This window comes from Pseudomonas paraveronii, assembly GCF_963681955.1.
Taxonomy (GTDB): domain Bacteria; phylum Pseudomonadota; class Gammaproteobacteria; order Pseudomonadales; family Pseudomonadaceae; genus Aquipseudomonas; species Aquipseudomonas paraveronii.
On sequence record NZ_OY817130.1, the window covers coordinates 4052270 to 4075883 of the forward strand.

A 23614-nucleotide genomic window follows, 5' to 3' on the forward strand; every position below is an offset into this window, starting at 1 on the left:
GGAGTTCGAAGATGAATAGCTTTGCACAACCGCTCCAGAGCAACGCCCCGCTGATCAACCGCGACCGCCTGTGGCAATCGCTGATGGACCTGGCCCGCCTCGGCGCCACCGTCAAAGGCGGCGTGTGCCGCCTCGCTCTCACCGACCTCGACCGCCAGGCCCGCGACCTGTTCGTGCAATGGTGCGAGGCGGCCGGGTGCAGCGTCAGTGTCGATGCCATCGGCAATATTTTTGCCCGGCGCCCAGGGCGCAATCCCGCCCTGCCGCCGGTGATGACCGGCAGCCACATCGACACCCAGCCCACCGGCGGCAAGTTCGACGGTTGCTTTGGGGTGATGGCCGGCCTGGAAGTGATCCGCACCCTCAATGACTTGAAAATCGAGACCGACGCGCCGATCGAAGTGGTGGTGTGGACCAACGAAGAAGGCTCGCGCTTTCCGCCGTGCATGATGGGCTCCGGGGTGTTTGCCGGGAAGTTCGAGTTGCAGGACACCCTGGACAAACAGGACGACCAGGGCCTGTCGGTGGGGACCGAATTGCAGCGCATCGGCTACGCCGGTTCGCGTGCGGTGCTCGGCCATCCGGTCGGTGCGTATTTCGAAGCGCATATCGAACAAGGCCCGGTGCTGGAAGACCAGGCCACCACCATCGGCGTGGTGATGGGCTGCCTGGGTCAGAAGTGGTTCGACCTGACCCTCACCGGCGTCGAAGCCCACGCCGGCCCGACGCCGATGCACCTGCGCAAGGATGCCCTGGTGGGCGCGGCCGAGGTGGTCAGTGCGGTCAACCGCATCGCGCATCAGCAGCAACCCCACGCCTGCGGCACGGTCGGTTGCCTGAGCCTGCACCCCGGCTCGCGCAATGTGATTCCGGGCCAGGTCCAGATGACCATCGACCTGCGTCATCTGCATGCCGACAAGCTGCAGGCCATGGTCGATGAAGTGCGCGGCGTGATCGAAGCCAGCGCTGCACGCCACGGCCTGACGTTCGAGTTGACCGCCACCGCCGACTTCCCGCCGCTGGACTTCCACCCGGCCTGCGTCAACGCCGTGCGCGACGCCGCCGGCGCCCTGGGCCTGAGCCATATGGACATCGTCAGCGGCGCCGGGCACGACGCGATTTTCGTCGCCGAACTGGGCCCGGCCGGAATGATCTTTGTGCCGTGCGAAGGCGGCATCAGCCACAACGAAATCGAAAACGCCGCACCGGATGACCTGGCGGCAGGTTGCGCAGTGTTGCTGCGCGCGATGGTCAATGCGGCACAGGAGATCGACCATGAGTGAGATCGGCCAACTGACGGCAGTGCAATTGCTGCAGCATTTTCGTGACCAGACCTTGTCGCCGGTGGAGGTCACCGAAGACGCGTTGCTGCGCATCGAGCGCTACAACCCGCGGGTCAACGCCTACTGCCATGTCGACCCCGAGGGCGCACTCAATGCCGCACGGGCCTCAGAAGCGCGCTGGTTGAAGGGCGAACCCTGCGGCCCGCTGGATGGCGTGCCAGCGTCGATCAAAGACCTGACCCTGACCCTCGGCATGCCCACGCGCAAGGGCTCGCGCACCTCTTCGGCCGACGGGCCATGGGCGGTGGATGCGCCCTTCCCGGCCCTGATGCGCAAGGCCGGCGCGGTGCTGCTGGGCAAGACCACCACCCCGGAATTCGGCTGGAAAGGCGTCACCGACAACCCGCTGTACGGCATCACCCGCAACCCGTGGGACACGCGCATGACCACGGGCGGCTCATCCGGCGGCGCGGGTGCGGCGGCGGCGTTGAATCTGGGGGTGTTGCACCAGGGCAGCGATGCCGGCGGTTCGATCCGCATTCCCTGTGCGTTTACCGGCACCTTCGGCATCAAGCCGACCTTCGGCTATGTGCCGCAGTGGCCGGCCAGCTCGATGACGATCCTGTCGCACCTGGGGCCGATGACCCGCACCGTGGAAGACAGCGTGTTGATGCTGCAAACCGTCGCACAAGCGGATGCGCGGGACGGCTTGATCGGCGCGCCGCGGACCACGCCCTGGTTGTCGGAGGCCGCGGACTTGAAGGGCCTGCGCATTGCCTACAGCCCCACCTTCGGCTACGTCGACGTCGACCCGCAAGTGGCCAAGGTAGTCGCCGAGGCGGTGGCGGGCCTGGTGCAGTTGGGCGCCCATGTCGAACAGATCGACCCAGGCTTCAGCGACCCGCTGGAGGTGTTCAGCACCTTGTGGGCAGCCGGCGCCGCCCGCCTGACCGGCCCGATGAGCGACGCGCAAAAACACCTGCTCGACCCCGGCCTGCTAAGCATCGCACAGCGCGGCGAGCGCTTGAGCCTGGACGATTTCAGCGCGGCCCTCGAAGCACGGGCAGCGCTGGTGGCGCGGATGGCGGCGTTCCATGAGCACTACGATGTGCTGGTGTCGCCGATGATGCCGATCACCGCGTTCGAGGTCGGGCACAACGTACCGCCAGGTTCCGGGATGCAGGAATGGATGGAGTGGACGCCGTTTACCTACCCCTTCAACCTGACCCAGCAGCCGGCCGCGTCGGTACCGTGCGGGCTGGCGGCGAATGGCTTGCCGGTGGGGTTGCACGTGGTGGCGGCGCGGTTTGCCGATGAGACGGTATTGCGGGTTTGCCAGGCATATGCCAAGGCGTTCCCGACCGACCCTCTGTCAGCCCCGATCACTGGAACACCGTAGATCCAACTGTGGGAGGGGGCTTGCCCCCTCCCACAGTTCTTGATCGCATTCCACTACAATAGCCCCCCATTCATCCCCGGGGGCTTCATGGACATCGAACTGGCACGCACTTTCCTCGAAATCACCCGCTGCGGCAGCCTGGCCGCAGCGGCCGAGAAACTGCACGTCACCCAGACCGCCATCACCGCCCGCGTGAAGAACCTCGAAAGCCAGCTGGGCAGCACGCTGTTTGTACGCAACCGCGCCGGTGCGCGCTTGACCGCCGACGGCGAGGCCTTTGTGGTGTACGCCAACCAGTTGTTGCAAACCTGGGAAGCCGCGCGCCGCGACCTGCCATTGCCCGAGGGCTATCGCAATGTGCTGCATATCGGCGGCGAGGTCAGCCTGTGCAACCCGTTGATGCTCGGCTGGGCGAAGGCCTTGCGCGAACATATCCCGGGGCATGCGCTGCGCACGGAAATCCGTGAAGGCGAATACCTGCTGCGCCAATTGGAACTGGGTGTGATCGACGCTGCGCTGGTGTTCCAGCCGCAGTACTGGCCGGAGCTGCAAGTGGAGCAGGTGCTGGAAGAAAAACTGATCCTGGTACAACTGGCGAGCAAGCCGACCCCATACGTATACATCGATTGGGGCCAGGGGTTTCGCCAGCAGCATGACGCCGCCCTGCCCGACAAGGCCCGCGCCGCGCTGAGTTTCAACCTCGGGCCGTTGGCGCTGCAGTACATTCTGGAGCACGGCGGTGCCGGGTATTTCCGTACCCGAGTGGTGCAAAGCTACCTCGACAGCGGCGTGATGCAACGCGTGCCCAAAGCGCCGGAGTTCAGCTTCCCGACGTTCCTGGTGTACTCGCGGGCGCGGGATTCGGCGGTGCTGCAGCAGGCGCTGGAGTTGCTGCGCGGTGTGGTCAAGGCGGAAGGTGACTGGTCGCAACGCTGGGACCCGCTGATTTGAATGTTTGCGCCTGAGGCCGTGCTATCACGGGTTCGCGTACCGCGCCAGGAACTCGTACATCACCCGTCGCCCGCGAAGCTCACCCTCCGACAAAAAACGAGCGCGCGGCCATATTGTCGCAAGGTGATATGGCCATACGTCCCATGCGATGAAAACTGCCGAACTGCGGGTTTGGTCCCCAAAGTTGCAGGCGTTTACGAACCTCTGCGTGTTCACTGAAGTAACTTTCCAACTCGTCGAGTTTTGTATATTCGGCAAATAGCATCAGTCCCAGAACGACAGACATTCCAACAAACTAGACAATGGTATAGGCGAGAAAAAACCCATGATTAAGCCCCCTTTGGTTGGAATATCAAATCACCATCGATCTCTATGATTTGTAAGCGATCCATAAACCCCACCTACCCAAAGATAGGGCAGCGATCTACCTTGGCATTTCCGGCGAGCAGTTCCATGGCAGCAAGGCTTCATAGTCTTCAACCGACGAGGCATGGAGTAACCGCTCCAGTACGTGGCGCAGCCACGTGTAGGGCTCTCGGCCGTTGACCTTGGCGGTCTCGACCAGGCTGTAAATTTGAGCGGTGGCGCCATTGGAGGTATAGGCCTTACGCCCAATGACAAACGGCTTGATCGCTCTTTCGGCGGTGTTGTTATCGATGGATAACCAGATTTGATATAGCGCTCCAACCGGCCCCAATTGCTCGACAGATAATGCCCGGTCTTGCCCTTGGGCAGCACTTTTTGCGCTTCAACGAACTTGCGTCGCACATGCACCATGCACGCCATCCGTTACACGCCCGGTTGCAACGCCAAGGCGTTATAGCCTGCGTAATTATCGGTCATTACATAGCCGCGATAACTTTCCAACAGGCGCAATGGTACTTCCTGCGCACGGCTGTCCAAATGTCGTGGAATCCGCAGCGTCGCTATAACATCAGCGTTCTACTGCTGCTACCGCTTACTGCCTGACACTCGTGTAGGCAGATTGGAGGCGGATTGAAACAAGGATAATTAGCCAGGAACAACCGGGACGTGAGTTAGCAGTGGTGCGTTTTGGTCCTGCTGCGCCGACGATAGAGCGTCCGGAAGGGGGCGCACTCTCGATTAAGTAAGTACGGGGCTTCTGACTACCGGCCTCGCAAAAACCGCAGTGGGCAAGCCTGAATACACGCCAATGGCCGCCAACCGGCATGCACTGTCCATCAGACAACAGCAATTCATCACCATTATGCCTTTCGGTACAGCGGCATTCGCCTTAAAACAAAATAAAATACATATAAAACAATTAGATAGCTACATGGCACAAAGCCTGCAATAAGACCATGGCAGCCCTGCCGACCGAGAGTACGGACGTGGTGGCAAAACTTTCGAACCGCGTCACCACAACGTCTATTAATACTTCGGACAAGGAAGCTACACATGTCATTACATTGGTTAAGCCACGCCGCCTTCGGCAGTGCGTTACTGGCAGGCACTACACTTGTTCAGGCTGGGGAAAGTCCTTGGCTGGTGCGTGGGGGTATTAGCAATATCGTGCCGACGTCGAACTCGGGCGACATTCGGCCCGGCACCATCGATATCGACAGTGATGCAGGCCTGACATTCAACGTAGCCTATTTTTTCACCCCGAACTGGGCCGTCGACGTACTCGGCGGCCTGCCATTCAAGCATGACATCAAACTCAACAGCAGCAAGGTTGGCAGCACCAAGCAACTGCCTCCGATCGTCACACTGCAGTACCACTTCGCACCCGATGCGCAGATTCGGCCCTTCGTCGGCATTGGCCTGAACTACACGTACTTCTACGACGAGAAGCTGGATAACGGAGCCAAGCTCGAACTTTCCGACTCCTGGGGCGTGGCCTTTCAGGCCGGCCTGGACGTGGCCCTGGACGCGAATTGGAGCGTGGGCGGCGATGTGCGCTACGCCAAGATCGACAGCGACGTGAAGATCAATGGCGTCAAGGTTGGCAGTGTCGATGTTGACCCCACCGTGTACAGCCTCAACCTGGGTTACCGCTTCTGACTGCCAACCCCATCGCGTAGCCGGCCCAAGCAAGCGGCGCAACACCTTTGTGATTATTCAAGGACCTAAACATGAGCGACCTCCAAACCGTCAACCCAAACCTCGATTCGTATGTACAAGAAATACCGAGCACACCCGCTCAGCGCATCAGCAGTGATGCGCAAGCCATTGCCGTGGCCAAGGAACTAGCCATCAGTTTTGCCGTAGAGGCAGCCCAGCGCGACCGCGACCGGCGTCTGCCGATTGCCGAGCTGACTGCTTTTTCGCAAAGCGGCCTTTGGGGCATTACGGTGCCCAAGGCATACGGCGGTGCCGAGGTGAGTTACCGTACGCTGGCCGAGGTGCTGAAGATCATTGCCGCAGTCGACCCGTCGCTGGCGCAGTTGCCGCAAAACCATCTGGTGGTGATCGATCACCTGCGCCTGGACGGCAGCGAAGCGCAGAAGAAGGAGTTCTTCGAGCTAATCCTCAACGGTGTGCGCTTCGGTAATGCCTTCTCCGAGCGCAACAGCCGTACCGTGGCGGATTTCGAAACCCTGATCACTCCAGACGGCGAGGACTTTCGCGTCAACGGCGAGAAGTTTTATTCCAGCGGAGCCCTACTCGCCCACTGGGTGCCGACCGTGGTGGTGAATGCCGAGAAGCTACCGCATCTTGCACTGATCAAGCGCGACGCAGTCGGCCTCAAGGTGGTCAATGACTGGAGCAGTTTTGGCCAGCGCACCACTGCCAGCGGCACGGTACTGCTGGAAAACGTCAAGGTCGCGGCCGAGCATGTGGTGCCAATCTTCAACGCCTTCACCAACCCCACTGCCGCCGGTCCGACGTCACAGTTCCTGCAGGCTGCCATCGACGCGGGTATCGCGCGCGGCATCATCGCCGACACCATTCGCCTAGTGCGCACCTACGCCCGAGCCTGGATCGACTCAGGCCAGGAGCACGCGCATCAGGACCCCTACACCATCCAGCAGATTGGCGAATTGCAGATTCGCCTGCGCGCAGCCGAAGCGGTGCTCGACCTGGCCGCCGACAAAATCCAGCTGGCTGTTGACAACCCCAACGAAGAGACTGTGGCCGAAGCATCAATTGCCGTAGCCGAGGCCAAGGTGCTGACCACTGAAGTGGCGTTGCTGGCCAGCAACAAGCTATTCGAACTGGTGGGCACCCGCGCCACGCTGGAGGAATACAACCTCGACCGCCACTGGCGCAATGCCCGCACCCATACCCTTCACGATCCGGTACGCTGGAAGTTTCACGCCATCGGAAACTACTATCTGAACAACATCAAACCCACTCGGCATCCTTGGTTGTAGACCCTGCGTGCCACTAAGTACCGATTTATAGAGATCCAGGGATGTCTATAAATCGGTCGCGGTAGGAACTGACTGATCCCGAGACTACTGGGCGACCTCGGTTTTGACAGCATTTGAATCCTTAACAATGCGTCTTCGGACGGTTTGCTTTCGCTCATCGTCTCAATACGTACCTGACGCCGCTATCGGCGCCTTTTCCAACGGTCGCTCACCACGTTCAAATTGGAATGTTGCACCACCTGCGCCAAACCGACCAAACGACCGTTGCGATAGCCCAAATGAACGCAAGGTAATAGGGCCACAACACCCAACGTTTGAGCGCTAAAGGAATAGACGCCAGTTCGGCTTCGGTCACAAGACCGGCTTTCACATGGCGTTTAGAGTCTGCAAGGTATTCAAAAATCAGCATCATGCGATATTGTCTGTCGATCCACTGATTTCGTCGCCAAAAGCGCTTGTTGTTGCGAACTTCTTCGTTTTCACTGAAGTAACTTTCCAATTCGTCGAGTTTTGTATATTCGGCAAATAGCAGCAGTCCCAAGACGACAGACATCCCAACAAACAACACAATGGAATATGCGAGAAAAAAATCCATGGTTAAGCCCCCTCTGGCTGGAATATCAAATCACCAATGAAGTTGGCGTCGAAATATAGGCAAGCGAATACCGTCCGAACACAATCCCTTAGGGGGCTCAATCACATTTAGGAAGTTGCCCACACAGAAGAAGATCGGCGCCTACAGAAAAGTGCTAATACCTGGTCATCTCCAGAGCCCCTTAAACCTCGCCGGCCCTTCCAGTACGGAATACTCAGGTTCATCCAGGTGGCGGTGAAGACAGGTGAGCTACCATCGGTACCAAATGCCCCAAACGACTGATGCAGCCAGCCAAATAAAAGCAAGACGATACGGCCAAAGTGCCCAACGCTTGAGGGATATCGGGATTGAAGCCAGCTCTGCCTCAGTCACATCGCCCCGCTTTACATGCAGTTTTGGCATTCCTAACAATTGATTGATCAAGAGCATGCGCTGAAACCTGTCGATCCGCATATTTCTTCCCCAAAAGCGTTTGTTATCGCAAACCAGCTTGTTTTCACTGAAGTAGCTTTCCAACACTTCGAGCTTTTTGCACTCGGCGTATAACATCAGCCCTACGCCAACCAGAGAGCCTACACACAGTAAAATACTAAAGACGAGAAAAAGATCCATAGTCAGGCCCCCTCGGGTTGAAAGATAAAATCACCATCGTTCTCTATGATCTTGCCGCCTAGAAACCCCACCTTAAAACTGCACCGGCCCTTCCCAGTACGGAATATCCAGGCCTTCGGGTTGACAGCTTCAGTTATGGACAGCGGCGTTGTGCAGGGTTTGGGTTGACCCTCGCGGTCGCTCCCGGTGCCGGAGAGATAACCCGTACTGTCCCTTTTCCTTACGCGAAACAGCATCAACTGCTCAGGTGTAGGAAAACGAGCTACCACTAGAGCCAACTGCACCAATAGCCCCAGCTAATAGCCAAAATCATCGCAAGGCGATATGGCCACACGGCCAAACGCTTAAGTGATAACGGAGCGCAGGTCAACTCTTCCTCAGTCACAAGACCTTCTTTCACGTAGCGTTTTGACATTAGCAGGATATCAATCATCAGGCCCATGCGATGAAATCCGCCGAACCGTGAGTTTGGCCCCCAGAGTTGCTTACGTTTACGAACCTCTGCGTTTTCACTGAAGTAACTTTCCAGCTCGTCGAGTTTTGTACGTTTGGCAAAAAGCATCAGGCCCAAGACGGCGAACGTCCCAATGAACATCACAATGGTGTAAGCAAGAAAAAACGACATCGTTAAGCTCCCACGTTCAAATTGGAATGTTGCACCACCTGCGCCAAATGGACCAAACAACCAATGCGATACCCCAAATAAAGCCAAGATAATAGGGCCACAGCGCCCAACGCTTGAGCGCTAAAGGAACAGACGCAAGTTCAGCCTAAGTTACAAGACCGGCTTTTACATAACGTTTTGAATCTGACAACAACTCAAACATCAGAAGCAGGCGATACATTCTGTCAATTCGCTGGTTTCTTTTCCAAAATCGCTTATGGTAACGAACCTTTTCGTTCTCACTAAAGTAGCTTTCCAACTCGTCGAGTTTTCTATATTCAGCAAAAAACAGCAATCCCAAGTTGACCAGCGCCACGATAAAGAGCAAAACCGTGTAGACAAGAAAAAATGACATCGTATCGTAGGAAATATCCATCACCACTTATACCAAACTGACCAAACGCCTAATGCAACAAGCCAGATATAAGAAATGCGATATGGCCACAACGCCCAACGCTTGAGTGCTATAGGAACAGACGCCAGCTCGGCCTCGGTCACAAGACCTGCTTTCAAAAAGGGTTTTGGGTTTGATAGAAAATCAATCATCAGGCCCATCCGATGAAATCTGTCAATCCGCTGATTTCTTTTCCAAAATCGCTTATGGTAACGAACCTTTTCGTTCTCACTGAAGTAACTTTCCAACTCGTCGAGTTTTTTATATTCGGCAAATAGCATCAGTCCCAAGAGGATAGACATCCCAACAAACAGCACAATGGTATAGGCGAGAAAAAAATCCATAGTCAGGCCCCCTCAGGTTGAAAGATCAAATCACCATCGATCTCTATGATCTTGCCGCCTAGAAACGCACCGCTATCCCCGCCTGCATTTCCTCCTATATACCCTCCCCCGGCGCCGCCAATAATTCCACAGGCCAACTCAGCGCGTCCTTTCGCGTAAACACCCAAAAAAACCGTACATATGCGACGCGCGGCTTTAGCTCCTACCGCCGCTCCCCAAGCCCCCCCCTCTACCCCACCCGCCAACCTCCCCATCTCCACATACTTCGCCCGCCGACACTGCGCCTCCCGCCCCACCATACACGCCTCCTTGATCTCCAAACCCGCTGCACCCACATCCAGCGCCAACCCAATATAAGTGCCCTTGCCCAACCACTTCGACGTCTGCGAAATCGCCTTCACCCGCTGTGCATACCCGGCGATCTCACCTTTATTCAGATAGCTTTTGGTCGAAATCCCCAGCACCTTCTTCAGCGATTGATTGCCGCGCAACCCCGTGCCAAATCGTGCGGCACCGCGCAGTTGCGTGCCCAGCAGCGCCAGCAGCACCTGGCGCTGGCGGATAAACGCCTGGCGATCCAACCCGCCCGCTTTCAGGCGTTGATGCAGGCGCTCGATTTCCTCCAACGTATTCACGACTTCATCCAGGTGCCGCGACCACGCCGATGTTGTACTGCCGATACCTATCGAGCCATACGTCAGAAGGCTCTGCAGCAGGTCGTAGTTATCGATCATCGTCTGTGCAGCCGCAGCATCGAGCTCCAGGTTGCGATCAATTTCCTCGGCATAACGCACCCACCAGGATTCGTTCCAGGAGCAACTGACGCTCTCTGTGTCTGGAACAATCACCATCCGCCCCGGCATCACCCACCCGCCGCGCAGGTGATGATTCAATACGTCAAAATGATCAGAGTGCTGGCGGCTCATGCTGTGGCCCATCAGCCAGGTTTTCAAACTGCTGTAGCTGATTGGCTTGTCGTTGATGTATCCCCGCGCCATGCCTTACATCCCGAATGCAATGAAGATGGCGTCGGAATATAAGCAAGCGAATACGGCCAGGACACAAGCCCGAGGGGGCTAAATCACATTTGGGAAGTTGCCTACGCAGAAGAGGATCAGCACCTACAGAAAAATGCTAATACCCGGTCATCTCCAGATACCCAACCCCACCCTCAAACTGCACCGGTCCTTCCCAGTACGGAATATTGAGGTTCATCCAGGCCTTCGGGTTGACGGCTTCTGTGGTGATATCGAGCTGTTTGCCGGGAATTTTCAGCGACCAGCGTGTGGGAATACGCCGCCCATCGATGTCAGTGGTGGCCAGTGGCGTAAGTTGGATATCGGCGTTGTGCAAGGTTTGGGTATGGCCCTCGCGGTCGATCCAGGTGCCGGTGAGATAACCCGTGCCGTCCTTTTGTCTTACGCGAAACAGCATCAACTGCTCGCCACGGTCCAGGTGCAGGGAAAACCAGTCCCAGCCGGTCTGGCTGGCGGCCAGGGGTTGGCTGCTCCACTCGCGATCGAGCCAGGCCGGGCCCGTGACCTGGTACACCTTGCCGTCGAGACTGACGCTGCCGTTGGCGGTGAAAAACGGCTGACTGTAGTAGTACGATGCCTGGCCTTGGTCGGACTTGCGGCTGTAGCCGTTGTCGCCTTGCAGCACCAACGGGCGACTGGACGTCAGGTGCAAGTCGTAGGCGAATTGCGGGCCACTGGCCTTGAGCTGCATGTCCGCCAAGGGGCCGGTTGCGCCTGGGCGGGTGGCGAAGTTCCAGTCGTCGATCCAGGCACTGAACGGCGCGGCCTGGGCCCCGGCCTGGCCGACGCCGCCACGGGCGTAGCGCTCGGCGGCGTAGTGCCGGGTGGCCGAGGTGACGGCGGCGTGGCCGAGCCAGATCGTTGAATCCTGCCAGCCCGATTGCGTCGGCCCGGCCTTGAGAGCATTGCGAAACAAGGTCCATTGCACGCCGAATACATGGCCCTGGGCGTCTTTCAGGTTGGCGGTGACGTACCACCACTCGATGCGAAAACCGGCGTGGGGGCCGTGGTCCTCGGGAAAATCGAAGACCTTGCCTGGCAGCACCTGGGTAAAATCTGCCGCCTCACTGCCCAGGCCGGCGAAACTTTCCTCGGGCGCGGGGGCTTTGTCACAGCCGCTCACCAGCAACAGAACGACGCACAGCAGCGCCTTAATCTTCATGGACGAACGTCCTCAACAAATCCGCCGGGCGACTGCGGTACAACTGCCACAGTGGCCACGCCGACGCCAGCAACGTGGCAAGCAGCGCCAGCCCCAGCAGTTGCGCCAACTGCCAGGGGAAAACGTGCAATGGCAGGCGCCAGCCAAATGCCTGCACATTGATCACCGCATCCAGGCACCACGCCAACAGCAACCCCAAGGGCAGAGCCAGCAGCAGCGTGAGCACCGCTAATAACCAGGTCTGCCCCAGGCTGAGCAGCATCAATTGCCGGCGCGTTACGCCCAATGCCCACAGCGGTGCAAGTTGGCCGAGGCGGCTTTGGCTCTGGGTCAGCAGGCTGATGAACAGCGCCACGCCTGCCACGCCGAGGGTCAGGCTATTCAGCGCGGCGGTGGCGGCGAAGGTGCGTTCGAAGACCTGGCTCGACCAGCCTTTGAGTTGCTGCTGGTCAACGATACGGCTGTCGTCCAGGGCAAACTCGCGCTGCACTTCACGCACCAGCGGCGCCACGTTTTGCGGGAGTACGCGCAGGTTGAAGCGCGCCGGCGACAGCGTCGGCCAATGCGCCAACAGGTGCTGCGCATTGACCAGCACGTGGCCCTTGGGGTTGCCATAGTCGGCGTAGATCCCCACCACCTGGGGCGACCACACACCCTGGGGCGTGGGGATCTCAACGGCGTCGCCGACTTGCACGTTCAAGCGCCGCGCCAGTTGCTCGCTGAGCATCAGCGTGTCATTGCGCAGTAATTGGTCCCACGGCGCACGCGCCGCTTCCAGCAACGGCCAGTGCTGGCGATAGGTCGGGGCGTCGACCACGCCGAACACATCCGCCGGCCAGCCCTGCAATTGCACGGCGACCTGCCAGGTGGGCAGCACCGCCTGCACCAGCGGTTGTTGCGTGAGCCAGGTATTCAACTGTTCGGCCTGGGCCGGGTTGCGTGGGTTGAGGTACAGCTCGGCGGTGAGGCGTTGTTCCAGCCAGTGGTTGAAGGTCAGGCGAAAGCCCGAAGTCATGGAGCCCGCGCCGATGTTGGCCGCCAGCGCCAACAGCAACGCCATCAGCGCCAGGCTCAAGGCCGGCAACTGCTGGCGGCAGTCGGCAAGAAACCATTGCCCGAGCACCGAGCGACTGCGCCCCAACAGCGCTTTCAACAGTGCATTGAGCAGCACCGGCAGCCCCAACGCGGCACCGAGCAGCAAGGCCGCCATCAGCACAAATCCGGCGGCGAGACTGTCGCCCCACCACAGCGCCAACAGCGCGATCAGCAACGCCGCACTCGCCACCCAGCCTTGACGCCGCAACCAGCGCCCATGGGCCTCATGCCAGGCCTGGGGATTGGCCAGCGCCAACAACGGCAAGCGCGCCGCCCGCCACACACTGCCGGCGCCGGCGAGCAACGCACCGAGCAGGCTCAGGCCCAACCCGGCGAGCCACCACCAGGGGCTGAGGCTCAGTTGCCCCGGCACTTCGGCACCGTACAGGCCGCGCAGGCTGGCCGCCACGTCCGGCAACAACAGACTGGCGAGCACATAGCCACTGGCGACACCGAGCACACCGCCAAGCAAGGCCAAGGCACCCAACTCCATCCCCAGGCCGAGGATCAACATCCGCGCACTCACCCCGCAAGCGCGCAAGGTGCGCAGCAGCCCACGCCGTTGCTCCAGGGCCAGGCCGATGGCGGCATGGACAATAAACAGCCCGACCACAAAAGATAAAAAGCCCAACGCATCCAGGTTCAGGTGAAAGCTCTCGGTGAGGCGCGCGAGGTTATTGTCCTCAGCCTGTTTGAGTTGCAGTCCGGCCGGCGGCGTGGGATGGGCGGCGGCGAACGACTTGTCGAGCAGCAGCCGGGACAGGCGCCCAGGCATGTCCAGCAACGGTTGGGCAAAACCGATATCGGTCAGCAACATGCCAGGGGCCATGTCCTGTTGCACCTGCAACGGCGGCAGGGCTTGCCCGCTCGCCGTCAGCGGCCGTTCACCGGCCTGCAACCCCAGCGCCTGCAAAGTGTGCGGGGCGATCCAGGTACGCCCCGGCGGGTCGAAGAACGCGACCATCTGCGCCTGACTCAAGCGCTGCCCCGCCACCGCCCCGCTGCCGGGCAGCGACAGCGGATCGATGCCCATCAATTGCAGGCGCTGATCCTCATGCCCCTTGAGCAACACCCGTCCCTGCACCACCGGCGACACCGGCCAGCCGGCGCGGCGCAACTCGGCAAACAGCGCCTGGGGGAAACTGGCAGCGTCCGGCGTGCTGAGGCTGGCCTGGGGTTCGCCGCCGATCAATTGACTGGCTCGCGCGTAGCTGTCCCGCGCCTGGCTGTTGAGCGCTTGCACCCCGGTCAGCAGCGCGGTGGCGAGCCACAGACCGGTCAGCACACTGAAAAACTGCACGGGATGCCGCCGCCAGTGGCTGAGCAACGCGCGTAACGTCCAATAGAACACCGCCATCTCAGCCGACGTCCGCAGGCAGGACGTGGCCGCGGTGCAACACCACCTGCCGGTCGAGCCGTGCGGCAATGCGCGGGCTGTGGGTGACCATCAACAGGCTGGTGGGCGTGTCGCGCAACAGGTCCAGCAGCAGTTGCAGCACCTCATCGCTGGTGGTTTCATCAAGATTGCCCGTCGGTTCGTCCGCCAGCAGCAAGCCGGGTCGAGACGCCAGCGCCCGCCCCACCGCCACCCGTTGCTGCTGGCCACCGGAGAGTTGTTCCGGGTAGCGCTTGAGCAGATCCCCCAGGCCCAGGCGCTCGATCAACTGCGCTTGCCAGTGCGGATCAAACCGCCCTGCCAGGCGCGCCTGGAACGCCAGGTTGTCATCGACGCGCAAGCTGCCGATCAGGTTGAATTGCTGGAACACCAGGCCAATCTCAGTGCGCCGCCAATCGGCCAGTTGCCTCTCACTCAACTGATCCAGGCGCTGCTCACCCACGCGGATACTGCCGCCGTCGACGCGATCCAAACCGGCCACCAGGTGCAGCAGCGTGCTTTTTCCGCTACCGGACTCGCCCATCAGCGCCAGGCTGCCACCCTGCGCCAAGTGCAGATCGACCCCGGCCAATACCGTCAGCGGGCCCTGCGCAGTGACGTAGCATTTATGGACACCTTGCACCTGCAACATGGGAATGCTCGCTCGCCAATGGACTGCAACCGAGGATAACGGCTGACTGCCCTTGCCACGCAAATTTTTCACAAGCATTTCACCGGTTACCTACCGATCACCGAATAAAGTGCCGAACAAGCGCCAATAACGCTCAACTTATTAGTTGTCGGCACACATAACTTTTAACGCTCCAGTTTTCAGCAAAAAGACAGCAACCGTATGACAGGCTCTTGCTCCACTACGGGCACAGTCAAACGGTTGTGCCTGACTAATAAAAAGCTGCCTGACATCCCACGGTGAATAGTGTGGTTAACCTGACCTTGACCAAACCGCGTTCGTATCAAGCTCAAGCAAAACGCCTGAAGAAACTCTGGCTGGGCATGGCTGCGCTCGCCCTGTTCGGCACGTTGCTGACAGGTTTGCTGGCCTGGCCGGTGTCGCCACCGGACCTGGGCTCGGGCAATCGCCTGCTGACGTCGGGCCTGCTGGCCAGTTGGCGCGACGGCAATCTGGTGGTGCTGGTCCGCCATGAAGAGCGCTGCGACCGTTCCTCCAATCCTTGCTTCGGCCCCACTGACGGCCTGACGATCAACGGTACTCAACAGGCCGTCGACATAGGCAAAGCCTTTAAAACCCTGGGCATGGAGAACAGCGATGTACTCAGTAGCCCGACCACACGCACCGCCCAGACCTCGCTGTTCATGTTCGGCAAGACCGAACTATTGCCAAGCCAACTGGCAATTTGCGGTGATGCCATGGGTGAAGAAATCCTCAGCCAAAAGGCGCCTGGACACAACCTGGTGCTGCTCACTCACAGCGCCTGCATCAGTGACATCGAACGGGCCCTAGGCTACCCCCACGCAAAAGCCACCGAATACGGCAGCGCGTTGTTCGTCGAGGTGCTGGGCAGCGGCAAGCTCAAGGCCGTGGGCATCATAAACAGTGGAGATTGGCCGGCGGCGCTCAAGCAACTGTAGACACTTTTCACCTATACAAGACGCAGATGTTCAGCCAAACGACAGCCAACTTCTGGCATGTTTAACTGCGCCTGTTAGTTAAGGACGTCATGAATACTTTCAGCCAATTAGTGAACACTGCGAGCTTTTATCGCACTATTTTCTTACATCCTTTTCCTACACTTAAACGTCAAGGAGCGACGTTCGCATGACCCGATTCAAACCCCTACCTTTATTGCTGCTGGCCATTGTCGCGTTTTATCTCCTGCCTTTGGGCCTGCACGGTCTATGGATACCCGACGAGACCCGCTACGCCCAGGTCAGCCAGGAAATGCTCATGAGCGGCAATTGGGCCGCACCGCATTTCATGGGCGTGCGTTATTTCGAAAAGCCCGCCGCCGGCTATTGGCTGATTGCCCTCGGCCAGGCGGTGTTCGGCCAGAACCTGTTCGGCGTGCGCATCGCCTCGGCGTTGACCAGCGCCCTGAGCGTGCTGCTGGCCTACCTGATCGCCCGCCGCCTGTGGAACGACCCGCGCAAAAGCTTCGCCTGCGCCTTGCTCTACTTGAGCTTCGGCCTGGTGGCGGGGCAAGCCGGCTACTCCAATCTCGACCCGCAATTCACCTTCTGGGTCAACCTCAGCCTGGTGGCGCTGTGGTTTGCCCTCGATAGCCGCACCCCGCGCGCCCGACTCGGCGCCTGGGCAGTGCTGGGGCTGGCCTGCGCGATGGGCTTCATGACCAAGGGCTTCCTCGCGTTGCTGCTGCCGGTGCTGATCGCCGTGCCCTATATGCTCTGGCAACGCCGCCTGGGCGAGTTGCTGCGGTATGGCCCGCTGGCGATCGTCGTGGCAGTCCTGATGTGTCTGCCGTGGGTGTGGGCGATCCATGTGCAGGAGCCCGACTACTGGCGTTTCTTTTTCTGGCATGAACACATCCACCGTTTTGCCTCCGGCACCGCGCAACATGCACGTCCATGGTGGTTCTTCCTGCCGATCATGGTCGTCGCGTGCCTGCCCTGGGCGGCGCTGCTACCGACCACGCTGCACAAAACCTGGAAAGAAAAGCGCCAACCGGCGATAGCCTTTCTCGCCCTGTGGATGCTACTGCCGCTGGGCTTTTTCAGCCTGAGCAACGGCAAGCTACCGACCTACATCATGCCGTGCCTGTTACCGCTGGCGTTGTTGATGGGGCATGCCTTGATCGACTTGATAAGCCAGGGCAAAACACGCGCCATCTGCATCAACGGCCTGCTCAACTTTGTGGTCGGCATGGCCGCGATGGTGACGCTGATCTATCTGCAAATCGATGATCCGCTATACGGCAACAGCCACGCGGAGATGTTCAGCCTGTCGTTGACCTTCATTGTGCTGCTGGGCTGGGTCCTGACCAACCTGCTGCAAGCCTTTCGCCCGCTGACACTCTGGGCGACGCCAGCCCTGGGCATCGGCTTGCTGGTGCTGCTCCTGCCAGCAGGCATGCCGGCGCGGATATCGAATAACGAAATGCCTGACCAGTTTGTGCTGGAGCATCTGGAAGAACTGCAGCAAACCCACGCCCTGCTGAGCAACGAATTAGGCTCGGCCTCGGCACTGGCTTGGCGCCTGAGCCGGCCGGATGTCGCGTTTTATAACACCGAAGGCGAGCTGCAATACGGCCTGCAATACCCAGACGCGGCACACCGCAAAGTCGGGCTGGACGATGTCCAGTCGTGGCTGGCCGAGGCCCGCCAACAGGGCTCGGTCGGGGTGCTGATGCGCGTCAGGAGCACCAGCGAACACCTTGAAGAAGGGCAACTGCCACCCGGCGGCAAGCGCTATCGCAAGGGCGACCTGGTGCTCACCCTCTATCCAACATCCCCTTAGGAACCGTCCATGACTGTCTGGAAAACCGAACGTGGCGCCTTGCTGCTATTGCTGGGCGTTTCCGCCCTGCTCCTGCTGCTCGGCCTGGGCAGTCGCGACCTCTGGGGCCCGGAAACCCGCTGGGCGAACATCGCCGTGCAGATGCTGCAAAGCGGTGACTACTTCGACCCCTACCTCAAAGGCACGCCGTATTACGACAAGCCCCTGCCCTCCTATTGGCTGATCACCGGCTTCGCCAATCTGATGGGCGGGCTGGGGCCGTGGTCGCTGCGTCTGTCGTCGGTGATTTCCGCATGGTTGAGCATCTGGCTGGTGTACCTGATCGGCGAGCGCCTGTTTCGCAAAGGCACCGGGCTGATTGCCGGCTGGATGCTCGCCACCACGTTCTATTTCCTGTTCTGGGCGCGCGTGGCCACGGCGGATGTGCTCACCGTGTGTGGCGTGCTGGCGGCGGTGTGGTGGTACTGGCGCGGGCCGGATGACACACGACTGTGGCGCTACACGGTGTTTTTCCTGCTGTTGGCCGCGACCTCGCTGCTCAAGGGCTTGATCGGTTTTGTGCTGCCGGGCCTGGTGCTGCTGCCGCACCTGCTCAGCGAGCATCGCTACAAACGTCACCTCAACCTGCGCCTGGTGCTGGCGCTGTTGATTGCCGCAGGGTTCTATGCCATCCCCTTTGTGCTATCGCACCTCTACGGCGCGCCGACCTATGGCGAGAGCGGCCTGGCCCTGGTATTCCGCGAAAACGTCGTGCGTTTCTTCGACCCCTTCGACCATATGGGGCCGATCTATACCTATCTGATTTACCTGCCCGCCTACACCCTGCCCTGGGCACCGTGCTGGTTGCTCGGCCTGTGGCTGGTCGTGCGACATTGGCGTCAGACCCCGCCCAACGTGCGCTGGCTGGTATGGGGCCTGGGGCTGCTATTCGTGTTCTTCACCGCCAGCGGCAGCCGCCGCAGTTACTACGTGCTGCCACTGGTGCCGTTCGCCCAGTTGTTGGGCGCGTGGTGGCTCAGCGAACGGCTGGCAAAAAAAACCGCCAGTTGGCCGCGCTGGCAGAAAGGCTTTGGCATTGCCGCCGCACTGATGCTGCTGGTGCTCGGCGTGGCGTACCCGTGGACCAACGGCAACGGCGGCGTGACGCGTTTCGTCGAGGACGTGCAAGCTCAAGCCGAGAAGACCGCGCCGTGGAACCAATGGCAAATGGTGCTGGTGGAAGTCGACAATAAACTGCCGATGTACCTGCAAAACGGCGGCCAGCCGTTCTACTACGTCGCCGAAACCCAGGACTTCCCCCGCCAGGGCGACAGCGCTGCGTTCATGGCCTGGCTGGAACACACCAGCGGCCGCCGTTTCGACCCACAACACACGATTATCATCGTGCAGTATTCCAAGGACGATCCCGCGCCCCTCGCGTACCTGGGCACGGATCATCAGGTGATCACCACTCAGCCGGACAATGGCGAGCGGCTGTTTCACCAGCGTGCGGGGGGGAGTGTGGCGTTTATCCCGATGAGGAAATAACCGAGCTTAACGAGCGCCTGTCTTTAACCTTTTGGCAGGCTCGCCGCATGAATAAATGCCTCATCCAAACTGGATGCACCATAAGCGTTCATGAAACCCTGCGCATCAGTGAAGCGGTTGAAACGCTGCTGACTCAGCATGTAAAAGTCATCGCAGTGAGCAACGATCTCATCGACGTTATGCGATGAAACTAAAACAGCGACACCTTCTGCGGCAGCCCCCTCCAGGCATTTCCAGATGTGATAACGAAACTCAGGGTCGACACCTGCGGTGGGCTCATCGAGTATCACCAGATCTGCGTTAACGGAGAGTAGGGATAATGTAAAAAACCATCGTTTTTCTCCGTAACTGCAAAGGGATGATTTTTTCTTCCATATTTGACAATAGCGCTCAGCTATCCCCGGGCTCCATTTCTCAATTTTTTCCAGCGCGTGCTTTTGTGTGACCTTTGTATCGGAGCAAAATAGCATCATCATCTTAAAAACATCAAACATACGCAGCACCGGCGGCGTAGCAATGATTTGCGATAGATAAAGCAGCCTTGAGAACGAATTAGATATTTCACCGGAGTTTATTTTTTTCAGACGACAAACCGCATCAAAAAAAGTCGTCTTACCAGAACCATTAGGTCCTAACAGGCCTGAGATCGATCCAGCCTGGATCGTCAATGACGCGTTTTCAAACACGACATGACGCGCGTACTTGATACCAAGTGATTTTACGACAAGCCGCTTCATCAATAACGACTCCAAACTGGGTTAATGAGCAAAAAGCGTAAAGTTGTCAAAAATGAAAGAATAAAAAAACAAAAAATCATTATAACAAGGAGTGAACATTCAGCGACACCGATCAACATAATCCGGTTAGCCCACCACATCGGATTGAAAAACCTAATCACTTCAAATAGCGGGTGAGACGAGTTCATACCGACAATTCCCAGTGCCAACATCAGGAACGACAATATAGAGAACAGCGTGTTGGCATTTTGAAAGCCTATAGGAATCAACGTCAACAGAAGCGACGGAATGGAAAACAGAAGAAAGCATATGTAGAACCTTACAAGAACAGTAAGAAACTCAGCCACTTCCATCACACCAAAGTAATTTTTCGTAAACACATAAAAAGCTGAGCAATAGACAATCGACATAACAGAATAGGCAAAAAATTGCCCAACAAGAAAGACGGCCTTTGTACGCCAGGTATATACGAAAGACCTTAGAAAACCACTCTCTCTTCTTCCCACTATATAAAAAGCCAAGCTAAACAGAGCAACACTCGACGATACGAACGCATAAAACCACGAGGTACTATCTAGATAACCTTTAGGCACTTCGCCACCACCTACCCTGGCATAGCTTATCAAATAGAAAGTTACCGCAGGAGATATAACAATCCAAAACAGCGCGACGGGCTCCTTTAACTGTTCTTTAATAAATAGTCCCGCCAACAAAAACGACTTATACAAAGGGTAGTATTTCATCACTCACCTCAGGGAAACGGTACCATTTTCTCCACGCGCGACTGCAGTATCGCGCCCGCAAATCTTTTGGAGTACTTATTGCTCAAATTTATATTCTGTGAATTATTCATATGAAGAAAAAGATCAGGCGAAACATATTTACTAAAAATACAGCCAACACCATTAACCATCGAATGCCTTACATAAAAATAACCTAAAATACCCTGATCATTTAAAGCAGACAAAAAACCGGACAACGTAAATTCCACAGATGACACCAAACTTTCTCCGTCAACAACAACCTGAACATCAATGATTTCCTGATACGCTTTATATAAATTACATTCTAAAAAATATCGCAAATAATAGTCCTCAACTCGTTTCTCATCAGAATCGACAGACTTAAACAAATCCATAAATCGATAAGTTTGCCAAAGCTCCAGTATTGATTTTTCAAGTGCATCACTAACCGTCGCCGAATAGGACATTCCTGCGCAATAATTCACATGATGATTTGCCTTGCTTTGGCCATACACAACCAATATGCAAACACCCGGAAATCTAGCATCAGAAATATCAAATGCCGAGATCTCACCCGCAGAAATAAGAGCATGATATAAATGCCTGATTTTTTTGCGCGACAATAGCTCTAACGCTCGATCAGTGGACACTATGGAGCGACATTTTTTCGTCGACCAAAACCTCACAAGGAATTGCCGCTCAAGATACTCCTTCACGGCGCCTAAAAAAGCAAAATTTGGGCGCCAATGGAAACTGCACCCACAGGTATCTCTTAGTGGGTAAATAAAATTATCATCATCAAGACCATATGAAGAAAGAGAAATACAGACTGTGGGAATCAAGCACGTAGAGAAATCTAGAGCTCTCACAACCTTACTTAAAGTAAACTTATGTTCCTCAACCTCTCGAATAGAAACTTTTTTAGATGCCGTCTGAATAAAGGCACGGGCAAAGCTATCAACTTCTGTGTCCGTCAATGAGTCACTGAGAAAACCATACTTACTCGAAAGAACTTCTCTATAAAAATGACGACGTTCAAAATATTCACCTAAGGCAGTTTTGATTGAATTCGAACCTCCACCCACGCCGGACCCATTCACCGATAGCGCATCAGATACTTCTACAGAGTTTGGTAACGCGAGCAATCCTGCAGGCTGAAACAGCAATGAACCAGGCAGGTCTGGCTTCTGCATTAAATTAATAACTTTCATGCTGCTTGCCTATAAAATGAACACACATAGGAAAGAACAGGGCTGGATTTAACCCCAGTACCTTACAAAGCATAGAATCTGTATACGCAGACCAGAGTCGGCATGCAAGCCCCAGTGATTTAGCTTGGAGTTCCACCAGCATGTAGATCGAGCCAATTTCCATCAGCGCCATTCGGTAGCCGCGATACCGATACTTGAACAAGTTTTTCGGCATATAGGCGACGTAAATCAGTGCCAAACTGGGGCTGCCAATATCATTGGGCGGCGTTAGTATGGCGGCTTTGAGTTTTTCAATATCCGTCTCAACCTGCATCACCTCAAACCTTCTGGATTTTGGGAGTAAATGCAGAATCTTTCCCGCACCCGGCCAAGTACTACATTCATTAGAAAGAGAACAAAGAAAAATTTCGGCTGGGTAAAGCGCCCCACCACTTGGATAGCCCCTCTTGTAAGATTCCGTATTCATTGATAGCAATGGACCAACCAACTTTTCGACGTCTGCAAACTCTAACTCTCCTGGCACAAATCGCTCACAAGACTCATTTCGGCATAGCAGCCCTTTCCTGTGTTCATCGGAGAGCTTTAGTTCAACCGTCAAATCCATGTCAGGATAGAGAACCAATTCGTTCCCTGTTAATTGTGCAAGATGCCCCTCATCCAGAAAATGCAAGCTGGTGTGATGTTGAAATGCCTTATGGAGAGTAAAATTACCCTTACTATGAAATTCAAGTACCTCTTCATAGACTGACGCGTCTATAAACCTGAGATAATAATCATGCGGGACTTTTTTCATATTTCCGCCCCCAAACAATCACACATATACCAGTGCGAGTTCGACTCCTCGAAAATCCTACCATCACTTAACTGGAGGTATGTCGCATACAGAATATTATCCTGATACTTGCGCACCATGCCAACATCAGTAAAAAACTTAACTTTCCTGACTATAGCACCGATCACAATCAATTCTTGATAAAGACTTAATGCCTTGAAAGGCACACTGACATGCTTTCCTTTACAAAATGCCAGAACGCTTGCCCAGCTATTTTTAGAATGCGTAACAGACTCATTATTGACCAGCCTGTCAACGGTGCAAAAATGGCAAGGATTTCCTATTTCTGCAATATATGGCTGTCCTATACAAAAAAAACCACCCATCGGCCAGCAAACGCTAATAGCACTTTGTGGCGAAGCTTTCGCCAAATCAAAATGCAGCTTCTTTATAGAATCATACTCATAACCATAACACATCAACACCACAAAACATCTGCCCCCTCTAACGGACTCAACGACGTCGTCTGAAAACTCTTTGAACTCTAAAACCCCAGAAAACTCCTGCCTAAAAACATCCTCAAAAAAGCCTTTCCTTCCCAAAGAGTGCACAACCACTGTCTTTTCAAAATATAATTCCTCAACAGCGCCAAAAGGAATAATCCCCTTCAAAAATTCAAACGCACTGTTTGCCTCCAGGCCATTTTCAGAAAGCACCTCGTCCACATCGCCCTTGGTCATAACACTCGACAGTTTAAGCTGCCGAAGTGCTTTCAGCAGCGGTTGCGAGTGCACCTTTGAAACACCCATATCAGAGATAATTAAGCTTTCCGTTTCAAAATTCAAAATCTCATAGTTAGGTATGGTTATATTCATCATGCATTCCCCTGTAGAGGTTTTCTAGCCTCCGCCGGAAAACCTC

At 56.6% G+C, this 23614-nt stretch carries 22 protein-coding genes and 2 pseudogenes; 8 read left to right on the forward strand and 16 right to left on the reverse strand.

All coding sequences use genetic code 11. From position 1 onward, the window contains the following. Positions 1-11: 11 nt before the first annotated feature. The 3 genes from U5A08_RS18495 to U5A08_RS18505 all read left to right on the forward strand — a co-directional run bounded on the left by U5A08_RS18495 (position 12) and on the right by U5A08_RS18505 (position 3633). Positions 12-1283, forward strand: coding sequence for a Zn-dependent hydrolase (locus U5A08_RS18495; protein WP_321847904.1), 1272 nt, complete (start codon positions 12-14; stop codon positions 1281-1283). Further along, positions 1276-2682, forward strand: coding sequence for an amidase (locus U5A08_RS18500; protein ID WP_321847905.1), 1407 nt, complete (start codon positions 1276-1278; stop codon positions 2680-2682). The genes U5A08_RS18495 and U5A08_RS18500 overlap by 8 nt, the downstream gene beginning before the upstream one ends. An 87-nt stretch (positions 2683-2769) precedes the next feature. Continuing rightward, positions 2770-3633, forward strand: coding sequence for a LysR family transcriptional regulator (locus U5A08_RS18505; protein WP_321847907.1), 864 nt, complete (start codon positions 2770-2772; stop codon positions 3631-3633). A 79-nt stretch (positions 3634-3712) separates the two neighbouring features. Here U5A08_RS18505 and U5A08_RS18510 read toward each other — a convergent pair whose 3' ends face one another. Next, on the reverse strand, positions 3713-3919 hold the full coding sequence (locus U5A08_RS18510) for a hypothetical protein (protein WP_253397091.1): 207 nt from the start codon (positions 3917-3919) through the stop codon (positions 3713-3715). 138 nt (positions 3920-4057) lie between these two features. Then, positions 4058-4530 (reverse strand): annotated as a pseudogene (locus U5A08_RS18515) (IS66 family transposase); the annotation flags it as partial. A gap of 522 nt (positions 4531-5052) precedes the next feature. On the opposite strand from U5A08_RS18515, the gene U5A08_RS18520 reads away from it, so the two are divergent. Together U5A08_RS18520 and U5A08_RS18525 are read left to right on the forward strand one after the other, a co-directional pair. Further along, entirely contained in the window at positions 5053-5658 is a 606-nt protein-coding gene (locus tag U5A08_RS18520; protein ID WP_253397096.1) for an OmpW/AlkL family protein, read from the forward strand. Positions 5659-5729: 71 nt separating this feature from the next. Continuing rightward, positions 5730-6971 carry an SfnB family sulfur acquisition oxidoreductase gene (locus U5A08_RS18525; RefSeq protein ID WP_253397098.1) on the forward strand — a complete coding sequence of 414 codons (1242 nt, stop codon included), beginning with the start codon at positions 5730-5732 and terminating at the stop codon, positions 6969-6971. Positions 6972-7188: 217 nt separating this feature from the next. Here the strand turns inward: U5A08_RS18525 and U5A08_RS18530 are convergent, their stop codons facing one another. The 9 genes and pseudogenes from U5A08_RS18530 to U5A08_RS18575 all read right to left on the reverse strand — a co-directional run bounded on the left by U5A08_RS18530 (position 7189) and on the right by U5A08_RS18575 (position 14901). Further along, positions 7189-7566 carry a hypothetical protein gene (locus tag U5A08_RS18530; RefSeq protein ID WP_253397099.1) on the reverse strand — a complete coding sequence of 126 codons (378 nt, stop codon included), beginning with the start codon at positions 7564-7566 and terminating at the stop codon, positions 7189-7191. A gap of 249 nt (positions 7567-7815) precedes the next feature. Continuing rightward, entirely contained in the window at positions 7816-8178 is a 363-nt protein-coding gene (locus U5A08_RS18535; RefSeq protein WP_253397100.1) for a hypothetical protein, read from the reverse strand. A 268-nt stretch (positions 8179-8446) separates the two neighbouring features. Further along, positions 8447-8803, reverse strand: coding sequence for a hypothetical protein (locus U5A08_RS18545; RefSeq protein WP_321847909.1), 357 nt, complete (start codon positions 8801-8803; stop codon positions 8447-8449). 16 nt (positions 8804-8819) lie between these two features. Next, positions 8820-9197: pseudogene (locus U5A08_RS18550) on the reverse strand (hypothetical protein). 20 nt (positions 9198-9217) lie between these two features. Further along, positions 9218-9580 carry a hypothetical protein gene (locus U5A08_RS18555; RefSeq protein WP_321847911.1) on the reverse strand — a complete coding sequence of 121 codons (363 nt, stop codon included), beginning with the start codon at positions 9578-9580 and terminating at the stop codon, positions 9218-9220. Between the two features lie 2 nt (positions 9581-9582). Continuing rightward, complete coding sequence (locus tag U5A08_RS18560) at positions 9583-10578, reverse strand: hypothetical protein (RefSeq protein WP_321847912.1); 996 nt, start codon at positions 10576-10578, stop codon at positions 9583-9585. Between the two features lie 136 nt (positions 10579-10714). Continuing rightward, positions 10715-11779 (reverse strand): lipocalin-like domain-containing protein, encoded by a 1065-nt coding sequence (locus tag U5A08_RS18565; RefSeq protein WP_321847913.1) that lies wholly within the window; start codon positions 11777-11779, stop codon positions 10715-10717. Then, positions 11769-14231, reverse strand: a complete 2463-nt coding sequence (locus tag U5A08_RS18570; RefSeq protein WP_321847914.1) for an FtsX-like permease family protein — start codon at positions 14229-14231, stop codon at positions 11769-11771. The genes U5A08_RS18565 and U5A08_RS18570 overlap by 11 nt, the downstream gene beginning before the upstream one ends. A gap of 1 nt (position 14232) precedes the next feature. Then, positions 14233-14901, reverse strand: a complete 669-nt coding sequence (locus U5A08_RS18575; protein WP_321847916.1) for an ABC transporter ATP-binding protein — start codon at positions 14899-14901, stop codon at positions 14233-14235. Between the two features lie 278 nt (positions 14902-15179). Here U5A08_RS18575 and pmrG point away from each other — a divergent pair, with 278 nt between their 5' ends. The 3 genes from pmrG to U5A08_RS18590 all read left to right on the forward strand — a co-directional run bounded on the left by pmrG (position 15180) and on the right by U5A08_RS18590 (position 19230). Then, on the forward strand, positions 15180-15860 hold the full coding sequence (pmrG, locus tag U5A08_RS18580) for a lipopolysaccharide core heptose(II)-phosphate phosphatase PmrG (RefSeq protein ID WP_253397107.1): 681 nt from the start codon (positions 15180-15182) through the stop codon (positions 15858-15860). Positions 15861-16047: 187 nt separating this feature from the next. Continuing rightward, a complete protein-coding gene (gene arnT, locus U5A08_RS18585; RefSeq protein WP_321847917.1) occupies positions 16048-17703 on the forward strand; it encodes a lipid IV(A) 4-amino-4-deoxy-L-arabinosyltransferase in 1656 nt (551 codons plus the stop codon). 9 nt (positions 17704-17712) lie between these two features. After that, positions 17713-19230, forward strand: a complete 1518-nt coding sequence (locus U5A08_RS18590; RefSeq protein ID WP_253397110.1) for an ArnT family glycosyltransferase — start codon at positions 17713-17715, stop codon at positions 19228-19230. Positions 19231-19253: 23 nt separating this feature from the next. Here U5A08_RS18590 and U5A08_RS18595 read toward each other — a convergent pair whose 3' ends face one another. From U5A08_RS18595 to U5A08_RS18615, 5 genes are read right to left on the reverse strand one after another with little or no spacing between them, the layout of a single operon-like run. Beyond that, on the reverse strand, positions 19254-19967 hold the full coding sequence (locus U5A08_RS18595) for an AAA family ATPase (RefSeq protein ID WP_253397112.1): 714 nt from the start codon (positions 19965-19967) through the stop codon (positions 19254-19256). Beyond that, entirely contained in the window at positions 19967-20710 is a 744-nt protein-coding gene (locus U5A08_RS18600) for an ABC transporter permease (protein ID WP_321847919.1), read from the reverse strand. Before U5A08_RS18600 ends, U5A08_RS18595 begins: the two co-directional genes overlap by 1 nt. Before the next feature lie 8 nt (positions 20711-20718). Beyond that, positions 20719-21921, reverse strand: a complete 1203-nt coding sequence (locus U5A08_RS18605) for a YcaO-like family protein (RefSeq protein ID WP_321847920.1) — start codon at positions 21919-21921, stop codon at positions 20719-20721. Then, positions 21908-22714, reverse strand: a complete 807-nt coding sequence (locus tag U5A08_RS18610) for a SagB/ThcOx family dehydrogenase (RefSeq protein WP_321847922.1) — start codon at positions 22712-22714, stop codon at positions 21908-21910. Before U5A08_RS18610 ends, U5A08_RS18605 begins: the two co-directional genes overlap by 14 nt. Further along, positions 22711-23571, reverse strand: coding sequence for an McbB family protein (locus U5A08_RS18615; RefSeq protein WP_253397118.1), 861 nt, complete (start codon positions 23569-23571; stop codon positions 22711-22713). The genes U5A08_RS18610 and U5A08_RS18615 overlap by 4 nt, the downstream gene beginning before the upstream one ends. Positions 23572-23614 lie beyond the last annotated feature (43 nt).